The following is a 16,609-nucleotide window of genomic DNA, read 5'->3' as shown; positions in this document are numbered from 1 at the left end:
GCAGGTTTCCAAAACGTCAATGTTACCGAACCGTAATTTGTCTGGCCAATCACGGCGGCGAGGGGGCCTCCTCTCCGCCCGTGTTCAGCGGTTCCGGCGGCTACCCTGTAACGAGCCAGAGGAGGCCGCATCGTGATCGCACAACTGCGCATTTGTGTCCCGGAAGAGTTGTCCGACGCCGTAGTGAACTGCTCCACCGACGTGGTTGGCGTCGCCGAGGTGTCCCGCCAGCCGGGCGCGTCCGTTCTCCCTCCGGGGGATGTCATCCATGTCCTGCTGGCGCGGGAGTCCGTGGAGCGGCTGGTGGAGAAGCTCCATCTCCTGAATGTCCAGGAGCAGGGGTCGATCTCGGTCACCATGCCGGAGCTGGTGCTCTCCGACCGGGCGGACAAGGCCAGCGCCGACGCGCCCGGCGAAGGCGCGGACGCCGTGATCTGGGACGAGGTGTCCCGGCAGACGGGCGAAGACTCGAGGCTGACGTGGAGCTTCCTTGCCTTCCTCATCCTGGCGACCCAGCTGGTGGCCATCGGCATCGTCACGGACTCGACAATTCTGATCGTCGGAGCGATGGCTGTGGGTCCTGAGTTCGGCCCGCTGGCGGCGCTGGCCGTGGCGCTCGTGCGGCGGCAATGGAGCCTGGGCCGGCGCGCCGCGCTCGCCCTCGGCGTCGGATTCCCCGTCGCCATGCTGGCAGCGGCTTTCACGGCCTGGCTCTCCGTCCCGCTGGGCCTCTTCCCCGCCGATGTCCTGGACCGGGGCTCGGCAGCAGACTTTATCTACCACCCGGGTCCGTACTCGCTGATCGTCGCCGTGCTGGCCGGCATCGCCGGAATGCTGTCCGTGATCACCGGGCGCTCCGCCGCCCTGACCGGCGTCTTCATTTCCGTGACGACGGTCCCCGCCGCCGGATTCGTGGCCGTCGCGCTGGTGCTGGGCGAGTATGAGAAAGCGGCGGGTTCCGCCCTTCAACTGGCCCTGAACCTGGTGGGCATCGTGGCGGCGGCCGTTGCCGTGCTGGTCTTCTACCGCCTCGTCACCAAACGGCTGCCCGACGCCGCGGCGGTGCGCCTGAGGCGCAAGACACCGCGGGCGCAGCGCTAGGCACCCGGCCCTCCTGGGGCAGGACGGGGCAGGCCGGCGCACACCCGGGCGGGCACAGCAAAGGCCGGCCCGGCTGACGCCGGACCGGCCTGGACTGCAGCGGCTTGGAGCTAGTGGCTGTGGCCCGCGTGCGCGTCTTCGTCAGCCGGCTTCTCGACCACGAGGGTTTCCGTGGTGAGCACCAGTGCCGCGATGGAAGCCGCGTTGCGGAGGGCCGCACGCGTTACCTTCACGGGGTCGATGACGCCGGCCGCGATCAGGTCTTCGTAGACGCCACTCTTGGCGTTGAAGCCCTGGTTGACAGCCGATTCGGCCACCTTGGCGACGACGACATAGCCGTCGAAGCCGGCGTTCTGGGCGATCCAGCGCAGCGGCTGGGTCAGCGCCCGGCGGACGATGCCAACAGCAGCGGCAGCGTCGCCTTCGAGTGCCTGGACAGCCGGGTCCTCGTCGAGCGCCTTGAGGGCGTGGATGAGGGCGGAGCCGCCGCCGGCAACGATGCCTTCTTCAAGGGCAGCGCGGGTCGAGGACACGGCGTCCTCGATGCGGTGCTTCTTTTCCTTCAGCTCGACCTCGGTGGCAGCGCCAACCTTGATCACGCCGATGCCGCCGGCCAGCTTGGCCAGGCGTTCCTGCAGCTTTTCCTTGTCCCAGTCGGAATCGGTGCGGGTCAGCTCGGCGCGCAGCTGGGAAACCCGGGCTGCGACGTCCTCGGCCGATCCGGCGCCGTCAACGATGGTGGTGTTGTCCTTGGTCACCGTGATGCGCCGGGCAGTACCCAGCACCTCGAGGCCGACCGTGTCCAGGCTGAGGCCCAGTTCCGGCGAGACAACCTGCGCACCGGTAAGGGTGGCGATGTCCTGCAGCATGGCCTTGCGGCGGTCGCCGAAGCCCGGCGCCTTGACGGCAACAACGTTCAGGGTGCCGCGGATGCGGTTGACGATCAGCGTGGACAGAGCCTCGCCGTCAACGTCTTCGGCAATGATGAACAGCGGCTTGGAGCTCTGCAGCGCCTTCTCCAGCAGCGGCAGGAAGTCCTGGACGGAAGAAATCTTGCCCTGGTTGATCAGGATCAGCGCGTCTTCGAGGACTGCTTCCTGGCGTTCCGCGTCGGTGACGAAGTACGGGGACAGGTAGCCCTTGTCGAACTGCATGCCCTCGGTGAGGACCAGTTCGGTCTGCGTGGTGGAGGATTCCTCGATGGTGATCACACCATCCTTGCCGACCTTGCCGAATGCCTCGGCCAGGAGCTCGCCGACCTCGTCGCTCTGGGCGGAGATGGAGGCGACGTTGGCGACCTGGGTGCCTTCGACCGGGCGGGCGTTTTCGAGCAGGCGGGCGGCGACGGCCTCGACAGAGACCTCGATGCCGCGCTTAATCTGGCCCGGGGCGGCGCCGGCCGCAACGTTGCGGAGGCCTTCCTTGACGAGGGCCTGGGCCAGCACCGTAGCGGTGGTGGTGCCGTCGCCGGCAACGTCGTTGGTCTTGGTGGCGACCTCCTTGGCAAGCTGCGCGCCAAGGTTCTCGTACGGGTCGTCCAGCTCGACTTCACGGGCGATGGTGACGCCGTCGTTGGTGATCGTGGGGGCGCCCCACTTCTTGTCCAGCACGACGTTGCGGCCGCGCGGGCCGAGCGTCACCTTGACCGTGTTGGCGAGCTTATCGATGCCGGCTTCAAGCGACCGGCGGGCAGCGTCGTTAAACGCAAGCTGCTTTGCCATGGTTTTGTCCTTTCAAGACAGAACCCCGCGCAACTGATCCATTCAATGCGAAAGGGTCTGCTGCACGGGGTCCAAGAGAGTTACTTTACGACGATCGCGAGAACGTCGCGGGCGGAGAGCACGAGGTACTCGGTGCCGCCGGTCTTGACTTCGGTTCCACCGTACTTGGAGTAGATGACGACGTCGCCAACGGCAACATCGATGGGAACGCGGTTGCCGTTGTCGTCAAAGCGGCCGGGGCCTACTGCAACAACTTCGCCTTCCTGCGGCTTTTCCTGCGCGGAGTCCGGGATAACCAGGCCGGAAGCCGTGGTCTGCTCGGCTTCGAGCGGGCGGACAACAATACGATCCTCAAGAGGCTTAATAGAGACCGACAAGGACCTCTCCTATTCGTCAGCAAATTCGTGGACTTTAAAGCTGTGGTGCCCAGGCGTACAGACCGTCGTCGCGGTGCCGGCAGCAGCCTGGCTGTCAAGCTTCAGGTGTTAGCACCCTCCTAGGGAGAGTGCTAATGACGACTCTATGTAAGTAGTTAGCACTCGGTCAAGGTGAGTGCCAGAAGTTCGTTCCCGGTGAACGCTTTTACCCGGTGGACATGCCGGTTTGTTCGGGACCGTCAGAGGGACATGCCCATTTTTCGCGGGCTGCGCAGAGGGACATGTCCATACCTTGTTGCGGCCGATGGACACATTGGCATCATGCCCCCTGCCCGCGCCAAGCAATTGACATGCCCCGCGGTTCAAGGGCTTCGCGGAGGGACATGTTCACCCGGAATGACGGGAGCGGGGCATGTCCAGCAGGCGTTGGTGACTACCGGCCGCCGAGGTCCTCGAAGTCCACGTCCTCGCCGTTGTCCTCGTCGTCCGGGCCCGGCTCGTTGCGGTGCCGGTACAGCACCAGGCCTCCCGCCGCAGCCAGGACAATTCCGGTGATCAGGAAAACGATGCCGCCGATGCGGGCCGCGGCGTAGCTCTCGCGGATGGACTTCGCCTCGTCGGTGGCGTCCGTAACGTCCTTGCCGCCGACCGAATAGACGGTGGCGTTGAAGGAGTCCAGGAAGAAGATGATGACCAGCAGCGCCGCGCAGACGACCGCGATGACGGCTCCGGCGATCAGTGCCGGCCGGGCGTAGCGGGCGAGCCCCTGGCGGGCGGGACGGCCGCCGTCGGCGTCCTGCTGTGCGGCGTCGACCTCCCGGTAGTTTTCGTCCGTGCCGTCGTTTGCTGCGCCGCTGTCATCCATGCCGTCAAGCCTATCGGGCGCACGGCCCCACCGGCGCCCTGAACTAGGCTTGTGACCATGGCTGACGCACCGCAGGACCAGATAGCCCCGCTCCTTAACCCCGAAGGCTGGGAGCTGCTGGCGTCGCTGGGCCCGTACCGGGAGGACGAGGCGTTCCGCCTCAACGCCTCCCTCCGGAAGGCCGGCCACTCCCCCGAACTCGTCTCCGCCGTACTCACCCAGTCCCGGCTCCGAACCAAGGCGGAAGCCAAGTTCGGCGAGTTCGCCCGGCAGATGATCTTCACCCAGGCGGGCCTGGAGCAGGCCACCCGGCTTACCGTGGCGGCCCGGCACGCGCAGCGCTTCGCGGAGGCCGGCGTGCAGCACGTGGCTGATCTCGGCTGCGGCCTCGGCGCCGACGCCATGGCGCTCGCCTCGCTGGACCTGACCGTTACGGCGGTGGAAATGGATGAGACGACGGCGGCCTGCGCCACGATGAACCTGATCCCCTTCCGGAACGCCACAGTGGTCCATGCCGATGCGACGACGGTGCCCCTCGACGCAATGGACGGAGTCTGGCTGGATCCGGCGCGCCGCACCACCTCCACCTCGGGCACCAAGCGGATCTGGGATCCGGAGGACTTCTCCCCGCCGCTGTCCTTCGTTGAGTCGCTGGCCGGCGCCGGCCTGGCCGTGGGCGTGAAGATGGGCCCGGGCATGCCGCACGACTCTGTCCCCAAGGGCTGCGAAGCCCAGTGGGTGTCCGTTGGCGGGGACGTCACCGAAGTGGCGTTGTGGTTCAACGCGGTCCGGCGTCCGGGGATCCGGCGGGCGGCGCTCCTGCTCGGCCCCGCCGGGGCGGCGGAGCTCACCAGTTCTGAGGACTTCGACGGCGGCCCGGCCGCCCCGGTGGGGCCCGTCGAGGGATACCTGTATGAGCCCGACGGCGCCGTCATCCGCGCCGGGCTGGTGGCGGACGTCGCGCTCCAGCTGGGCGGGCACCTCGTGGACGAGCACATCGCCTACATCTGCGCCCCGGAACTGCGCGACACGCCCTTCGCCCGGGCCTACAAGGTGCTGGACGTGATGCCCTACAACGTCAAGGCACTCAAGGCCTGGGTCAAGGACCAGGGCATCGGAGTCCTGGATATCAAGAAGCGCGGCACGTCGGTCACCCCGGAAGAGCTCCGCAAACAGCTCCTCCCGGGCGGCGGAAAGAACAAGGGCAGGAAAACGGCCACCCTGGTCCTCACCAGGATCGGCGAGGAGCGGGTGGCCGTTTCGGTGGAACCGGTCTAGGGCTGGTTCTCCGGATTCCGGCGGGCTACTGGGCCCGCATGAAGTCCTCGGCTGCCCGGACCCGTTCGTCGCTGGGCCGGATCCCGGTATACAGCACAAACTGCTCCAGCGCCTGGATGGTGGCGACTTCGGCGCCGGTGATCACGGTTTTGCCGGCCGCCCGGGCGGCCTTGATCAGCGGGGTCTCGGCCGGGAGCGCGACGACGTCGAAGACCACCTTCGCGGCGTCCACTGCCTCCGGGGGGAAGGACAGGGAGTCGGCCTCGGGGCCTCCCGCCATACCGACAGGGGTCACGTTGATGATCAGGTCGGCGGCCGCGGACGAATCGACGTCGGCGCGCCAGGCAAAGCCGTAGAGCCCGGCGAGCGCCCGACCCGTTTCCTCGTTGCGCGCGATCACGGTGACGTTCCGGAAGCCGGCGTCGCGCAGCGCGGCCGCGGTGGCCTTGGCCATGCCGCCGGCACCCTTCAGCAGGACCGAGTACGAGGAGGGCACACTGTTGCGGGCCAGCAGCTGCTCGATCGCCGTGTAGTCGGTGTTGTAGGCGGTGAGTGTGCCGCCGTCGTTGACGATCGTGTTGACCGAGTCGATGGCCTTCGCGGAGGGGTCCATCACATCCACGAGGGCGATGACGTCCTCCTTGTACGGCATCGACACGGCGCAGCCGCGGATTCCGAGCCCGCGCACGCCGGCGATCGCCTGGGCGAGGTCTGTCGGGGCGAAGGCCTTGTAGATCCAGTTCRGGCCGAGCTGTTCATACAGGTGGTTGTGGAAGCGCGTCCCGTTGTTGCTCGGCCGGGCCGAGAGTGAGATGCACAGGGTCATGTCTTTATTCAGGATGGGCACCCCTCCATTAAACGCCAGGCGGGGAGGGAAGGGCTGGTGCGCGGGCGCTGCGCCCCCATCCGACGGCTTTGTGAACACTTTCACGTTTTCGGTGCACTCTGCCCGCCGGCTCGATGCGCCCCCTGCACTAGACTTGGACCACTCTTGCCTCCCCAACTGTCCGGCGAATCCGCCCGTGACGTTGCCGGCCCCGGCGGGGAAAAACGACAGCTAAACAATGAAGGGACCACATGAAGATTGATTTCGCTTCATCCAGGCAATCAACTCTTGGTGTGGAATGGGAACTCGCCCTTGTTGACGCGGAAACCGGCGAGCTTGCCTCCGTGGCCAAGGAGGTCCTCCGCGGTGTCGCCGCGAAGCATCCCGAACTGAACGAAGACGACGAGCACCCGCACATCAAGCAGGAGCTGCTGCTGAACACGGTGGAGCTCGTCACCGGCATCTGCAACACCGTGGCCGAGGCAAAGGCGGACCTGAGCAGTTCCCTCGCCGCCGTCCGTGATGTCACCGATCCCATGGGCGTCGAGGTCTTTTGCGCGGGCAGCCACCCGTTCAGCCCCCCGCAGCTCCAGCCGGTGACGGACAAGGAGCGCTACGCCAAGCTCATTGACCGGACGCAGTGGTGGGGCCGCCAGATGGTGATCTACGGCGTGCACGTGCACGTGGGCCTGGACAGCCGGGACAAGGTGCTTCCCGTTCTGGACGGCCTGGTGAACTACTTCCCGCAGTTCCAGGCGCTGTCCGCGTCCAGCCCGTTCTGGGGTGGCGAGGACACCGGATACGCCTCGCAGCGGGCCCTGATGTTCCAGCAGCTCCCCACGGCCGGTCTGCCGTTCCAGTTCGCCACCTGGGAGGACTTCGAGGCCTACGCCCAGGACATGTTCACCACCGGAGTGATCGACTCGCTCTCGGAGATCCGCTGGGACATCCGGCCGGTCCCGCATTTCGGCACCATCGAGATGCGCATCTGCGACGGTCTGGCCTCGCTGGAGGAAATCGGCGCCATCGCCGCGCTGACCCAATGCCTCGTCGACGAGTTCTCCACCACGCTGGACAACGGCGGCACGATTCCCACCATGCCGCCCTGGCATGTGCAGGAGAACAAATGGCGTGCGGCCCGCTACGGTCTCGACGCCATCATCATCCTCGACGCCGCGGGCAATGAGCAGCTCGTCACGGACCACATCCGCGAGACCGTCGCGCGGCTGGAACCCGTCGCCGTGAAACTGGGCTGCGCCGCCGAGCTGGCAGACGTCCTGAAGATCATCGAGCGCGGCGCCGGGTACCAGCGGCAGCGGCGCGTGGCGGCGGAGCACGGCGGCGACCTGCGCGCCGTCGTCCTGGACCTGGTCCAGCAGATGCGCAAGGGCCCCGAAGCCTAGACCGGGCCGCCCCTTCGCCGGCCCGCGTCAGGCCGAGACGGTGGTGACCGGCATCGAAGAATCCGGCGCGAAGCCGATGCCGCTCGGCGCGATCCCTGCCATCACCAGCTGGGCGCCGAGGGCCGCGACCATGGCGCCGTTGTCAGTGCACAGCGCCAGCGGCGGAACGGTCAGCCGGATCCCTGCCGCGCTGCAGCGCTGTTCCGTGAGCTGGCGCAGCCGTGAGTTCGCCGCCACCCCGCCGCCCAGCAGCAGTTCGGTGATGCCGTTCTCCCGGCAGGCCAGCACCGCCTTGGACGTAATGACGTCCACCACGGCTTCCTGGAAGGCCGCGGCGATGTCCGCCACGGGCACAGTCTCGCCGCGGGCCTCGAACTGCTCCACGCACCGCGCGACGGCGGTCTTGAGTCCGCTGAAGGACCAGTCGTAGCGGTGCGGGCCGGGTTCGTCAGCGGTCCCCATGTATTTGGGCTGGCTGAGTCCGCGCGGGAACCGGATCGCCTTCGCGTTGCCGGTCCGTGCCAGCTTGTCGATCGCCGGGCCGCCCGGGTAGCCCAGGCCCAGGAGCCGGGCCACCTTGTCGTAGGCCTCGCCGGCGGCGTCGTCGATCGTGGAGCCGAGCAGCTCGACGTCGTCGGTGATGCTGCGGATCCGCAGGATTTCGGTGTGTCCGCCGGAGACCAGCAGGGCGCCCAGGTTATCCGGCAATGCGTTCCCCTGCAGTGCAGCTCCCGGCGGGAAGCCGGTGAGGGCCTGCGGGCCGCCGTCGTCCGTCCGGAGCAGCCCGACGCCGACGTGCGCGACGAGGTGGTTGATGGCGTACAGCGGTTTGCCGGTGGCGACGGCGAGCGCCTTGGCCGCGCAGACACCAACCATCAGGGCTCCGGCGAGCCCTGGACCGGACGTCACGGCGATCGCGTCGACGTCCTCCAGTGTCACCCCTGCCTCGGCCAGGGCTTCGCGGAGCGTGGGAACGAAGGCGTCCAGGTGTGCGCGCGACGCGATCTCGGGGATCACGCCGCCGAACCTGACATGTTCCTCCATCGACGAGGACACCGTGTTGGTCAGCAGCTGCGTCCCGCGGACAATTCCGACGCCGGTCTCGTCACACGAGGATTCGATGCCGAGGACCAGCGGCCCGTCGTGCTGGGTGTCGTTCATGGGCGGTCTGCTTCCCTGGGCGTCGGGGCGGGTTCGGCTGTGTCTGGTTCGGGGGCGCTGAGCCGGAGGCGCATGATCAGCGCGTCGACGCCGTCGCGGTAGTAGCGGCGGCGGACGTGGATCTGTTCGAACCCGTAGCGGCGGTAGAGCTGCTGGGCGCGGGGGTTGTCGGCCCGGACTTCCAGGAGCACGTCCTCGGCGCGGCGCAGCAGGCTTTCCCGGATGAGTTCGGTGAGCAGCGCGGAGCCGATTCCCTTGCCTTCCTGCTCCGGCACGACGGCGATGGTCTGGACGTCCGCGATCGGCCGGATGCACATCAGCCCGGCGTAGCCCACAATCTGCCCGGTCAGTTCGGCCACGACGTAGCGCCGGGTTTCTGAATGCGCCAGCTCGGTGACGAACATTTGCAGCGGCCACGCGTCCACCGGGAACAGCCTGCGCTCCAGCTCATGGACGGCGGGAATGTCCGCTGCGGTCATCTCCCGCAGCGTCACCCCGCCGGGCAGCCGGGCCCGCCCGGTGTCCTGTCCTGTGTTATTTCCTGTGTTATTTCCTGCGGGCCCGGTGTTCACAGTGCCCTCTTCCGCGGGCCGGGCACCTGGGCATCTGACTCGCGCAGGTAAAGCGGTGTGGATCCGAGCAACTGCTCCCCCGCCGCGAGCCGCGCCAGGGCGAACTGGCCCAGCGAGAGCGCCTCCGGCTGGCGGGAGCTGAACCCGGGGACTGCCTTGACGACGTCGGCATAGAGGCCGGCGCCCGCGCCGTAGACCGGAAGCTCGGGGAGGTCCGCTGCGAAGCCGACGTGCGGGCCGTCCAGCAGCTGCGGCAACTGGCCGCCGCTGAGGACGTACCGGGCCCAGTAGACCTCTTTGCGCCGCGCATCCGTGGCGACGATGAACTCCGGAGCCGCGTCCGTGGACTCAGCCACCTCCAGGGCGATGGCATCCAGGCTCATAAGGCCGTGGAGCGGTTTGCCCCAGACGAAGGAGAGAGTGCGGGCCGTGACGATGCCCGAGCGCAGGCCCGTGAACGGGCCAGGACCCACGCCGGTGACCACCGCGTCGACGTCGGCGCCGCGCACGCCTGCCTCCGCGAGGAGCGCCTCAATCCCCGGGGCCAGCACTTCGGCGTGGCTCCGGGTGTCCTGGGTAGAGAAACTGCCCACGAGGGATTCCGGGGTGTCATCGGAGACCAGCGCGGCGCTGGCCACGGCCGAGGTGTCGATGGCGAGGATCAGCATCAGTTCTCTTCCAGTGGGTAAGGCAGGGGGTCGTTCCCCGCGGGCGCAGGGAACACGGGCGGGTCCACCCAGCGCGGACCGAAGCCGCGGACCACAATCGTGCGCGGCTCGTCGTCGTCGTCGGTGTCGAAATCGAGCACGTCGGGGTCCTGTGCCGCTCCCGTGTCGTGGGTGTTTTCCGGGCTGTGGGCTTCCGGGGCGTGGGTGCCGCCGCCCAGACTGCGGAGCAGCTCCACCTCGAGCCGGCTGTCGCTCAGGTGCTCCACCCGGCCGCGGCCCCACTCCACCACGGTCACGGCACTGTCCATGGTGTTTTCCAGATCGATATCGTCGATTTCCGAGGCCGACCCCAGCCGGTACGCGTCCACATGCACCAGGTCCGGGCCGCCCGGCCGGGGACCGTCGGGCAGGTTGGGGTGGATGCGGACCAGCACGAACGTCGGCGAGATGATGCCGGCCCGGACGCCCAGGCCTTCCCCGAGGCCCTGGGTGAAGGTGGTTTTCCCTGCTCCCAGTTCGCCGGTCAGGACCAGCAGGTCCCCGGCCCGGAGCTGGGCGCCGAGTCCCGCCGCGAGGGCGTGGGTTTCATCCGCGTTCCGGACGCCCAGGGTCCGTTCCCAGGCCGCAGCGCTCACGGCCGGGACTCGTCGCTCGGCAGTTCTTCATTGATGTAGCGGCGCGGCACCCTCGGGCTGATCCGCGTGACGATCTCGTAGTTGTTGGTGCCGGCTGCCCGGGCCCAGTCCTCTGCGGTGGGCCCGCCGTCGTCGCCGTTGCCAAACAGCACGGCTTCGGCGCCGAGGACGCTGTGCCCGCCGGCGGAAACGTTGAGCGGGCCGAGGTCGATCACCATCTGGTCCATCGCGATGCGGCCCACCACGGGGTAGTTCACGCCGTCCACGCGGACGGGCCCTCCGGTGGCGATCCGCGGGACGCCGTCGGCGTAGCCCAGCGGGATCAGCCCCAGCGTGCTGGTGCTGCCCGTGCGGTAGTTCAGCCCGTAGGAGACGCCCTGGCCGGCAGGGACATCCTTGCAGTGCGAAACAACCGTGCGGACCGTCATGGCGGGACGCAGGCCCAGCTCTTCCGAACTCTGCCCTTCGAACGGCGACAACCCGTAGAGGCCCAGCCCCACGCGGACCAGGTCAAAGTGGGTGTCCGGCCGGGACAGGGTGGCCGGGGTGTTGGCGAGGTGCCGCACCTCGGGGTCCACACCGGCGTCCTGGGCGATGGCGAGGGCTTCGCGGAAGGCCTCCAGCTGGTCGTCGGTTTCCGGGCGTTCGGGTTCGTCCGCGACGGCCAGGTGGGAGAAGATCCCGACCACGCGCAGCAGGCCCTGGTCCTGGTATTCCATGGCTTCGCCGACGAGCCCGTCCCAGGCGTCCAGGGTGGCGCCGTTGCGGCCCAGCCCGGTGTCCACCTTGAGGTGCACGCGGGCCGGCCGTTCCTGCTCGCGGGCGGCCGCAACGATGCGTTCCAGTTCCCAGCCCGAGCAGCCGATGTCGATTCCGGCGGCCACGGCGGCGGCGAAATTGCTCTCCGGGGTGTGCAGCCAGGCCAGCAGGGGCGCCTCGATGCCGGCGGCGCGCAGGGCCAGGGCCTCGGAAATGTGGGCGGTGCCCAGCCAGTTGGCGCCGGCGCCGAGAGCCGCACGGGCCACGGGAACGGCGCCGTGGCCGTAGGCGTCGGCTTTGACCACTGCCATCACTTGGGCCGGCGACGCCACGGCCGCCAGGCGGCGGACATTGTGCCGGATGGCTTCGAGGTCGATAACTGCCGAGCGTTCCTCGGCGTAGGCTGGCGGAGCCTCCGGGACGGGCCGGAAGTCACCTGTTGCTGCTGGGTAAGTCACTTAACGATTCTAGGGGTGGCAGCGCATGGGGCTGAATTCGGGCTCCATTCGCAGCCTCCCTTCCGCTCTCCGGGGGACATGCCCAGTCTTCACACCCACGAGTGAGCAAAATGGCACCATGCCCACTCCTTGGCCCGAACGGAGGGCATGTCCCCCGGGGGACAGGGAGCCGTACCAACGCGCCGGCTACGCGTCCGAAAGGTGCGCGATGGTCGCCGTCGCCCGCCGCTGCGCTTCCGGCGGAACGTCACGGACGATGTCCTCGAGGAAGCTGTAGCGCCGAAGCCACTGGCTGCTCTGGCGTTCCTTCCGGGCGTTGGCCCGCTGCCACCAGTCGGCGATGTCCCCCCAGCCGGGTGCGGCCAGTGATCCGCCGACCTCCTGCACGGCCAGGGCGGCACAGAGATTGGCGAACCGCAGCCGGTCGCCGAGCGGCCAGCCGGCCAGGCAGCCGACGATGAAGGCCGCGCCGAAACAGTCGCCCGCCCCGGTCGGATCATAGGCGGACACCGGCAGCGACGGCACCCACTCCTCCTCGCCCGTTTCGGAGTCCACGGCCATCGCCCCCTGCGCCCCCAGGGTCACGACGGCGACCGGCACTTTGTCCGCCAGGGCGTAGAGCGCCGCCCACGGATTGTCATTCCCGGTGAAGGACATCGCCTCGTGCTGGTTCGGCATAAAGGCGTGGAAGTACTGCAGGTTGTCGAGCCGGGCGGAGGACCAGACGCCGGTGGGATCCCAGCCGACGTCGCCGAACAGCCGGACCCCGGCCTTGTACGCGTCGATCGCCCACGGTTCCAGCGCCTCACCGAGCTCGGCGACGGCGGCGAGCGCCGGCGGAGGGCAGCCGACCAGGTCGCTGGAACTCACCGGAGCCGGATGGCCGTGCGTCACCATGGACCGGTCTTGCTCCACGCTGAGGGACACCGTGACCGGCGAGTGCCAGCCTGGCACGCGCCGGGACAGCGACAGGTCCACGTGTTCCTGTCCGGCCAGGATCTTCCAGTTGTAGTCGCCGTAGCCGTCGTCGCCGAACGCGGCCGCCAGCCCGGTCCGCAGCCCCAGCCGGGCCGCGGCAATGGCCTGGTTGGCCACGCCGCCGGGGCAGCTGCCCATCCCGTCGCTCCAGATCTCCGTCCCGGCGACCGGGGCGTGCGGCAGGCCGGTGAAGATGATGTCCTGGAAGACGGTCCCGGTCAGCAGCAGGTCGAAACCATCCGCCGTCGGGGTCCGGACGGCGGAAAGCGGGTCAAAACGCCGCGTCGGCATCGCGTCCATGTATGGCACATTACGCCGTCCCGGTACCGCTGGAAAGGCATCCGCGCGGGCCAGGAACGGCCACTGTGCATAAACTGTGCGCATGCGGCTGATGATTGCCGGAGGCGGCGGATTCCGGGTACCGCTGGTCTACCGGGCGCTCTGCACGGGACCCTTCGCCGGGCTGGTCCGGGAACTGGTGCTGTACGACGTCGATCCCGGCCGGCTCGCCGCCATCAACGCCGTCCTCGCCTCCTTCGCGGCGCAGCAACCGCCCGGCGCCGCCCCTCCCGCGGTCCGGGCCACCACCTCCCTGGCCGAGGCGCTCACCGGCACGGACCTGGTGTTTGCCGCGATCCGCCCCGGCGGGACAGCCGGCCGAACCGCCGATGAGCGGCTGGCCCTGGACCTGGGGCTCCTGGGCCAGGAGACCACGGGAGCAGGCGGCATCTCCTATGCGCTGCGGTCCATCCCGCGCATGATCGAACTCGCAAAGCAGATGCGGCGCCACTGCCCAGATGCGTGGCTGCTGAACTTCACGAACCCGGCCGGCATGGTCACCGAGGCGCTGGTTCCGGTGCTCGGCCGCAAGGTGGTCGGCATCTGCGATTCGGCCAGCGGGCTGGTGTACCGGGCGGCGCACGCCGCCGGCGTCGAGCTTCCCGAGGGCACCCTCGACGGCGTGGGCTACTACGGGCTGAACCATCTGGGCTGGCTGTACCGGCTGGAGTCCGGCGGCCGGGACGTGCTGCCCGGGCTGCTCGCCGACGCCGGCGCGTTGGCCAGCTTCGAGGAGGGCCGGCTGTTTCCGCAGCCCTTCCTGGCGGATCTGGGGTGCCTGCCCAACGAATATCTCTATTACTTCTACGAGACCGGGCGTGCCCTGGCCGGCATGCGCTCTTCCCCCACAACCCGCGGCGAGTCCATCGACCGGCAGCAGAGCGAGCTGTATCCGCGGCTCGCGGCGGCCGGGCCCGGGGCCTACCGGCTGTGGGACGCCGCCCGCCGCTCCCGCGAAGAGGGCTACCTCGCGGAGGCCCGTCCGGCCGGCGAGCGCCGGGATGAGACGGACCTGGCCGGGGGCGGCTACGAACGGGTCGCGCTCGCGGTCATGCGCGCGCTCTCCGGCGGCGGGCCGGCGGAGCTGATCCTGAACACCCCCAACACCACCGACGCCGGGAACGGCGCCGCGGCGGCGGCGATTCCGGGGCTGCCCGCGGACGCCGTCGTCGAGGTTCCCTGCCGGGTGACTCTCGACGGCATTGTGCCCGTGCGGCAGGACCGTCCGGCGCCGGCGCAGCTGGCACTGCTCCGGCAGGTGAAGGACGTCGAACGCCTCGTCGTCACGGCCACCAGCCGGGAAGCCGGGACCTCCGGGTCGGGCCGCCGGGAAGCGGCGCTGGCCGCCTTCGCCGGGCACCCCTTGGTCGGCTCCGGGGACCTCGCGGGAAAACTGCTGACCGGGTACCAGTCCGCGTTCCCGGAACTGCGGGCGCTCTTCCGGGACTGAGGAAAACGGGCTCGGTGAGGCTACAGCCTGCGGTACATCAGGTGCAGGCCCACGTAACCCAGCTGCGGGTGCAGGAACGCTTCCGGGATGGTGGCCAGCACCTCGAAGCCCATGGACTGCCAGGCAGAAACGGCCCGGGCATTGCTTTCCACGACGGCGTTGAACTGCATAGCGCGGAACCCGGCGGCCCGTGCCGCGTCGAGGGAGTAGGCGCACAGGGCGCGGGCCAGCCCCTTGCCCCCGTGCGCGGGGTGGACCATGTACCCGGCATTGGCGACGTGGCTTCCGCCGCCGCCCTGGTTCGCGTGCAGCTCGCCGGTGCCCAGGACAACGCCGTCGAGCTCCCCCCGCCCTACCGCGACGAAGGTCTGGCCCGGGGGCTGCTTGAACCAGCGTTCGCGGGCCTGGTGCTCGGTGGTGTCCCGGTCCCAGGTGAAGGTCTCCCCGGCCGTGATGACGGGCTCAAGGATCGCCCAGATCGCCGGCCAGTCCGCGCCGGTGGCCGGACGGATTTCCCAGCCGGGGCCGGTGGATGCTGTCTCGTCGCGTGTGCTCACAGCCGTCACGTTAGCAGCACGCCCTGCCCTGTGACCGGCGCCGCCCTCCGGCCGGTGAACCCGCGGGGACTTCAGGAGTAATGTTTTATCGAAATGCAATTCCGGCAGTGTTCACCAGGACGTGACCGGGAGCATCCGTACCGGCTGGGGAAAGGAGAGGAATGTCGCTGATCCGCCGCGTCGCCTTCCTCTCCCTGCACACCTCGCCGATGGAACAGCCCGGTTCCGGGGACGCCGGGGGCATGAACGTGTACATCCGCGCCCTCGCGGCGGCCTTGGCCGAGACCGGCGTCGAAGTGGAGATCTTCACCCGGTCCACGTCCGCCGCGCAGGCCGCCGTCGAACACCCCTCCCCCGGGGTCTGCGTCCACAACGTCCTGGCCGGACCGCCCCGGAAACTGCCCAAGGAAGAACTGCCCGAACTGCTGCACAGCATGGTGGCCGAGATCGACCGGATCCGGCAGCTCCAGCCGCACGGCCGGTACGACGTGATCCATTCGCACTACTGGGTTTCCGGGGTGGCCGGGCTTGAGCTCGCCGGCCTGTGGGGCCTTCCGCTCGTGCACACCATGCACACCATGGCCAAGGTGAAGAACCTCCTGCTGGTCTCCGGTGAGCAGCCGGAACCGCGGCGGCGCGAGGACGGCGAGCAACGGATTGTCGACGGCGCCACCCGGCTGATCGCCAACACGGGCACCGAGGCGGCGGAACTGGTCTCGCACTACACCGCCGACAACGACCACATCGATGTCGCCCCGCCGGGCGTGGACCTGGACATCTTCACGCCCGCCTTCCGCGGCCGGGCCCGGGCCGCCCACGGGGTGCCGCCGGGCCGCTTCCACCTGCTGTTCGCCGGGCGGATCCAGCGCCTCAAGGGACCGCAGATCCTGATCAAGGCCGCCGCCCTGCTGCGGGCACGTCGTCCGGACATCGACCTCCAGCTGACCATCGTCGGCGCGGTCAGCGGCTCCAAGGACTTCGACCTGAAATCGCTGATCAGCGCTTCCGGAATGGACGACGTCGTCACGCACCATCCGCCCGTCAGCGCACCGAAACTCGCCGGCTGGTACCGTTCCGCCGACGTCGTGGTGATGCCCTCCTACAGCGAATCCTTTGGTCTCGTGGCGCTCGAAGCCCAGGCCTGCGGCACGCCGGTGGTGGCCACCAAGGTCGGCGGGCTGTCCCGCGCCATCTTCGACGGCCGCACCGGGATGCTTGTGGAGGGCCACAAAGCCGCCGACTGGGCCGACGCCCTGGAAGCCCTCTACGACGACCCCGCGACCCGTGAGGACATGGGTCGCGCGGCGGCCCTGCACGCGCAGGAATTCGGCTGGCAGCGCACCGCCGCCATCACGCTGGAGAGCTACCACACCGCACTGAGCCAGTATTTTGGAAACCTGACCATTCCGGTGGGCCACGCGCCCTCAGCCGGAACCATGGGCCGGTAACAGCGGCCTAAAA

The 16,609-nt window shown here is 68.9% G+C and carries 16 protein-coding genes; 5 read left to right on the top strand and 11 right to left on the bottom strand.

The genetic code is table 11. The features are described from left to right. Positions 1 to 132 precede the first annotated feature (132 nt). Positions 133 to 1,101 (top strand): DUF389 domain-containing protein, encoded by a 969-nt coding sequence (locus AB4Y67_RS03490; protein ID WP_441404404.1) that lies wholly within the window; start codon positions 133 to 135, stop codon positions 1,099 to 1,101. Between the two features lie 110 nt (positions 1,102 to 1,211). Here the strand turns inward: AB4Y67_RS03490 and groL are convergent, their stop codons facing one another. From groL to AB4Y67_RS03475, 3 genes are all read right to left on the bottom strand, one after another. Further along, positions 1,212 to 2,822 carry a chaperonin GroEL gene (gene groL, locus AB4Y67_RS03485; RefSeq protein ID WP_441404403.1) on the bottom strand — a complete coding sequence of 537 codons (1,611 nt, stop codon included), beginning with the start codon at positions 2,820 to 2,822 and terminating at the stop codon, positions 1,212 to 1,214. 80 nt (positions 2,823 to 2,902) lie between these two features. Continuing rightward, on the bottom strand, positions 2,903 to 3,199 hold the full coding sequence (gene groES, locus AB4Y67_RS03480; RefSeq protein WP_018773735.1) for a co-chaperone GroES: 297 nt from the start codon (positions 3,197 to 3,199) through the stop codon (positions 2,903 to 2,905). A 433-nt stretch (positions 3,200 to 3,632) separates the two neighbouring features. Continuing rightward, positions 3,633 to 4,064 (bottom strand): hypothetical protein, encoded by a 432-nt coding sequence (locus AB4Y67_RS03475; protein ID WP_441404402.1) that lies wholly within the window; start codon positions 4,062 to 4,064, stop codon positions 3,633 to 3,635. Positions 4,065 to 4,121: 57 nt separating this feature from the next. On the opposite strand from AB4Y67_RS03475, the gene AB4Y67_RS03470 reads away from it, so the two are divergent. After that, complete coding sequence (locus tag AB4Y67_RS03470; RefSeq protein ID WP_441404401.1) at positions 4,122 to 5,342, top strand: THUMP-like domain-containing protein; 1,221 nt, start codon at positions 4,122 to 4,124, stop codon at positions 5,340 to 5,342. Positions 5,343 to 5,367: 25 nt separating this feature from the next. Here AB4Y67_RS03470 and AB4Y67_RS03465 read toward each other — a convergent pair whose 3' ends face one another. Further along, the gene (locus tag AB4Y67_RS03465; protein ID WP_441404400.1) at positions 5,368 to 6,189 is read right to left on the bottom strand and encodes a shikimate 5-dehydrogenase; all 822 of its coding nucleotides are present in this window, start codon (positions 6,187 to 6,189) and stop codon (positions 5,368 to 5,370) included. 230 nt (positions 6,190 to 6,419) lie between these two features. Here AB4Y67_RS03465 and AB4Y67_RS03460 point away from each other — a divergent pair, with 230 nt between their 5' ends. Beyond that, positions 6,420 to 7,571, top strand: coding sequence for a glutamate--cysteine ligase (locus AB4Y67_RS03460; RefSeq protein ID WP_441404399.1), 1,152 nt, complete (start codon positions 6,420 to 6,422; stop codon positions 7,569 to 7,571). Between the two features lie 27 nt (positions 7,572 to 7,598). Here AB4Y67_RS03460 and tsaD read toward each other — a convergent pair whose 3' ends face one another. From tsaD to AB4Y67_RS03430, 6 genes are all read right to left on the bottom strand, one after another. Next, entirely contained in the window at positions 7,599 to 8,732 is a 1,134-nt protein-coding gene (gene tsaD, locus AB4Y67_RS03455) for a tRNA (adenosine(37)-N6)-threonylcarbamoyltransferase complex transferase subunit TsaD (protein WP_441404398.1), read from the bottom strand. Then, on the bottom strand, positions 8,729 to 9,211 hold the full coding sequence (gene rimI / locus AB4Y67_RS03450; RefSeq protein WP_441404397.1) for a ribosomal protein S18-alanine N-acetyltransferase: 483 nt from the start codon (positions 9,209 to 9,211) through the stop codon (positions 8,729 to 8,731). The genes tsaD and rimI overlap by 4 nt, the downstream gene beginning before the upstream one ends. Before the next feature lie 89 nt (positions 9,212 to 9,300). Then, positions 9,301 to 9,972, bottom strand: a complete 672-nt coding sequence (gene tsaB / locus AB4Y67_RS03445) for a tRNA (adenosine(37)-N6)-threonylcarbamoyltransferase complex dimerization subunit type 1 TsaB (protein WP_441404396.1) — start codon at positions 9,970 to 9,972, stop codon at positions 9,301 to 9,303. Continuing rightward, entirely contained in the window at positions 9,972 to 10,607 is a 636-nt protein-coding gene (tsaE, locus tag AB4Y67_RS03440; RefSeq protein WP_441404395.1) for a tRNA (adenosine(37)-N6)-threonylcarbamoyltransferase complex ATPase subunit type 1 TsaE, read from the bottom strand. The genes tsaB and tsaE overlap by 1 nt, the downstream gene beginning before the upstream one ends. Beyond that, positions 10,604 to 11,824: an alanine racemase gene (gene alr / locus AB4Y67_RS03435; RefSeq protein WP_441404394.1), complete on the bottom strand. Its 1,221-nt coding sequence runs from the start codon at positions 11,822 to 11,824 to the stop codon at positions 10,604 to 10,606. Before alr ends, tsaE begins: the two co-directional genes overlap by 4 nt. A 186-nt stretch (positions 11,825 to 12,010) precedes the next feature. Further along, a complete protein-coding gene (locus AB4Y67_RS03430) occupies positions 12,011 to 13,102 on the bottom strand; it encodes a PfkB family carbohydrate kinase (RefSeq protein ID WP_441404393.1) in 1,092 nt (363 codons plus the stop codon). An 82-nt stretch (positions 13,103 to 13,184) separates the two neighbouring features. Here AB4Y67_RS03430 and AB4Y67_RS03425 point away from each other — a divergent pair, with 82 nt between their 5' ends. Beyond that, positions 13,185 to 14,591, top strand: a complete 1,407-nt coding sequence (locus AB4Y67_RS03425; RefSeq protein WP_441404392.1) for a family 4 glycosyl hydrolase — start codon at positions 13,185 to 13,187, stop codon at positions 14,589 to 14,591. Between the two features lie 20 nt (positions 14,592 to 14,611). On the opposite strand, the gene AB4Y67_RS03420 is transcribed toward AB4Y67_RS03425, so the two are convergent. Beyond that, positions 14,612 to 15,148 carry a GNAT family N-acetyltransferase gene (locus AB4Y67_RS03420; RefSeq protein ID WP_441404391.1) on the bottom strand — a complete coding sequence of 179 codons (537 nt, stop codon included), beginning with the start codon at positions 15,146 to 15,148 and terminating at the stop codon, positions 14,612 to 14,614. Between the two features lie 161 nt (positions 15,149 to 15,309). Here AB4Y67_RS03420 and mshA point away from each other — a divergent pair, with 161 nt between their 5' ends. Continuing rightward, entirely contained in the window at positions 15,310 to 16,596 is a 1,287-nt protein-coding gene (gene mshA / locus AB4Y67_RS03415; RefSeq protein ID WP_441404390.1) for a D-inositol-3-phosphate glycosyltransferase, read from the top strand. Positions 16,597 to 16,609 lie beyond the last annotated feature (13 nt).

The organism is Arthrobacter sp. YAF17 (assembly GCF_052113365.1).
Taxonomy (GTDB): Bacteria; Actinomycetota; Actinomycetes; order Actinomycetales; family Micrococcaceae; genus Arthrobacter.
The sequence above is the reverse complement of the archived record's forward strand: the minus strand, read 5'-3'. Positions and strand labels throughout refer to the sequence as shown.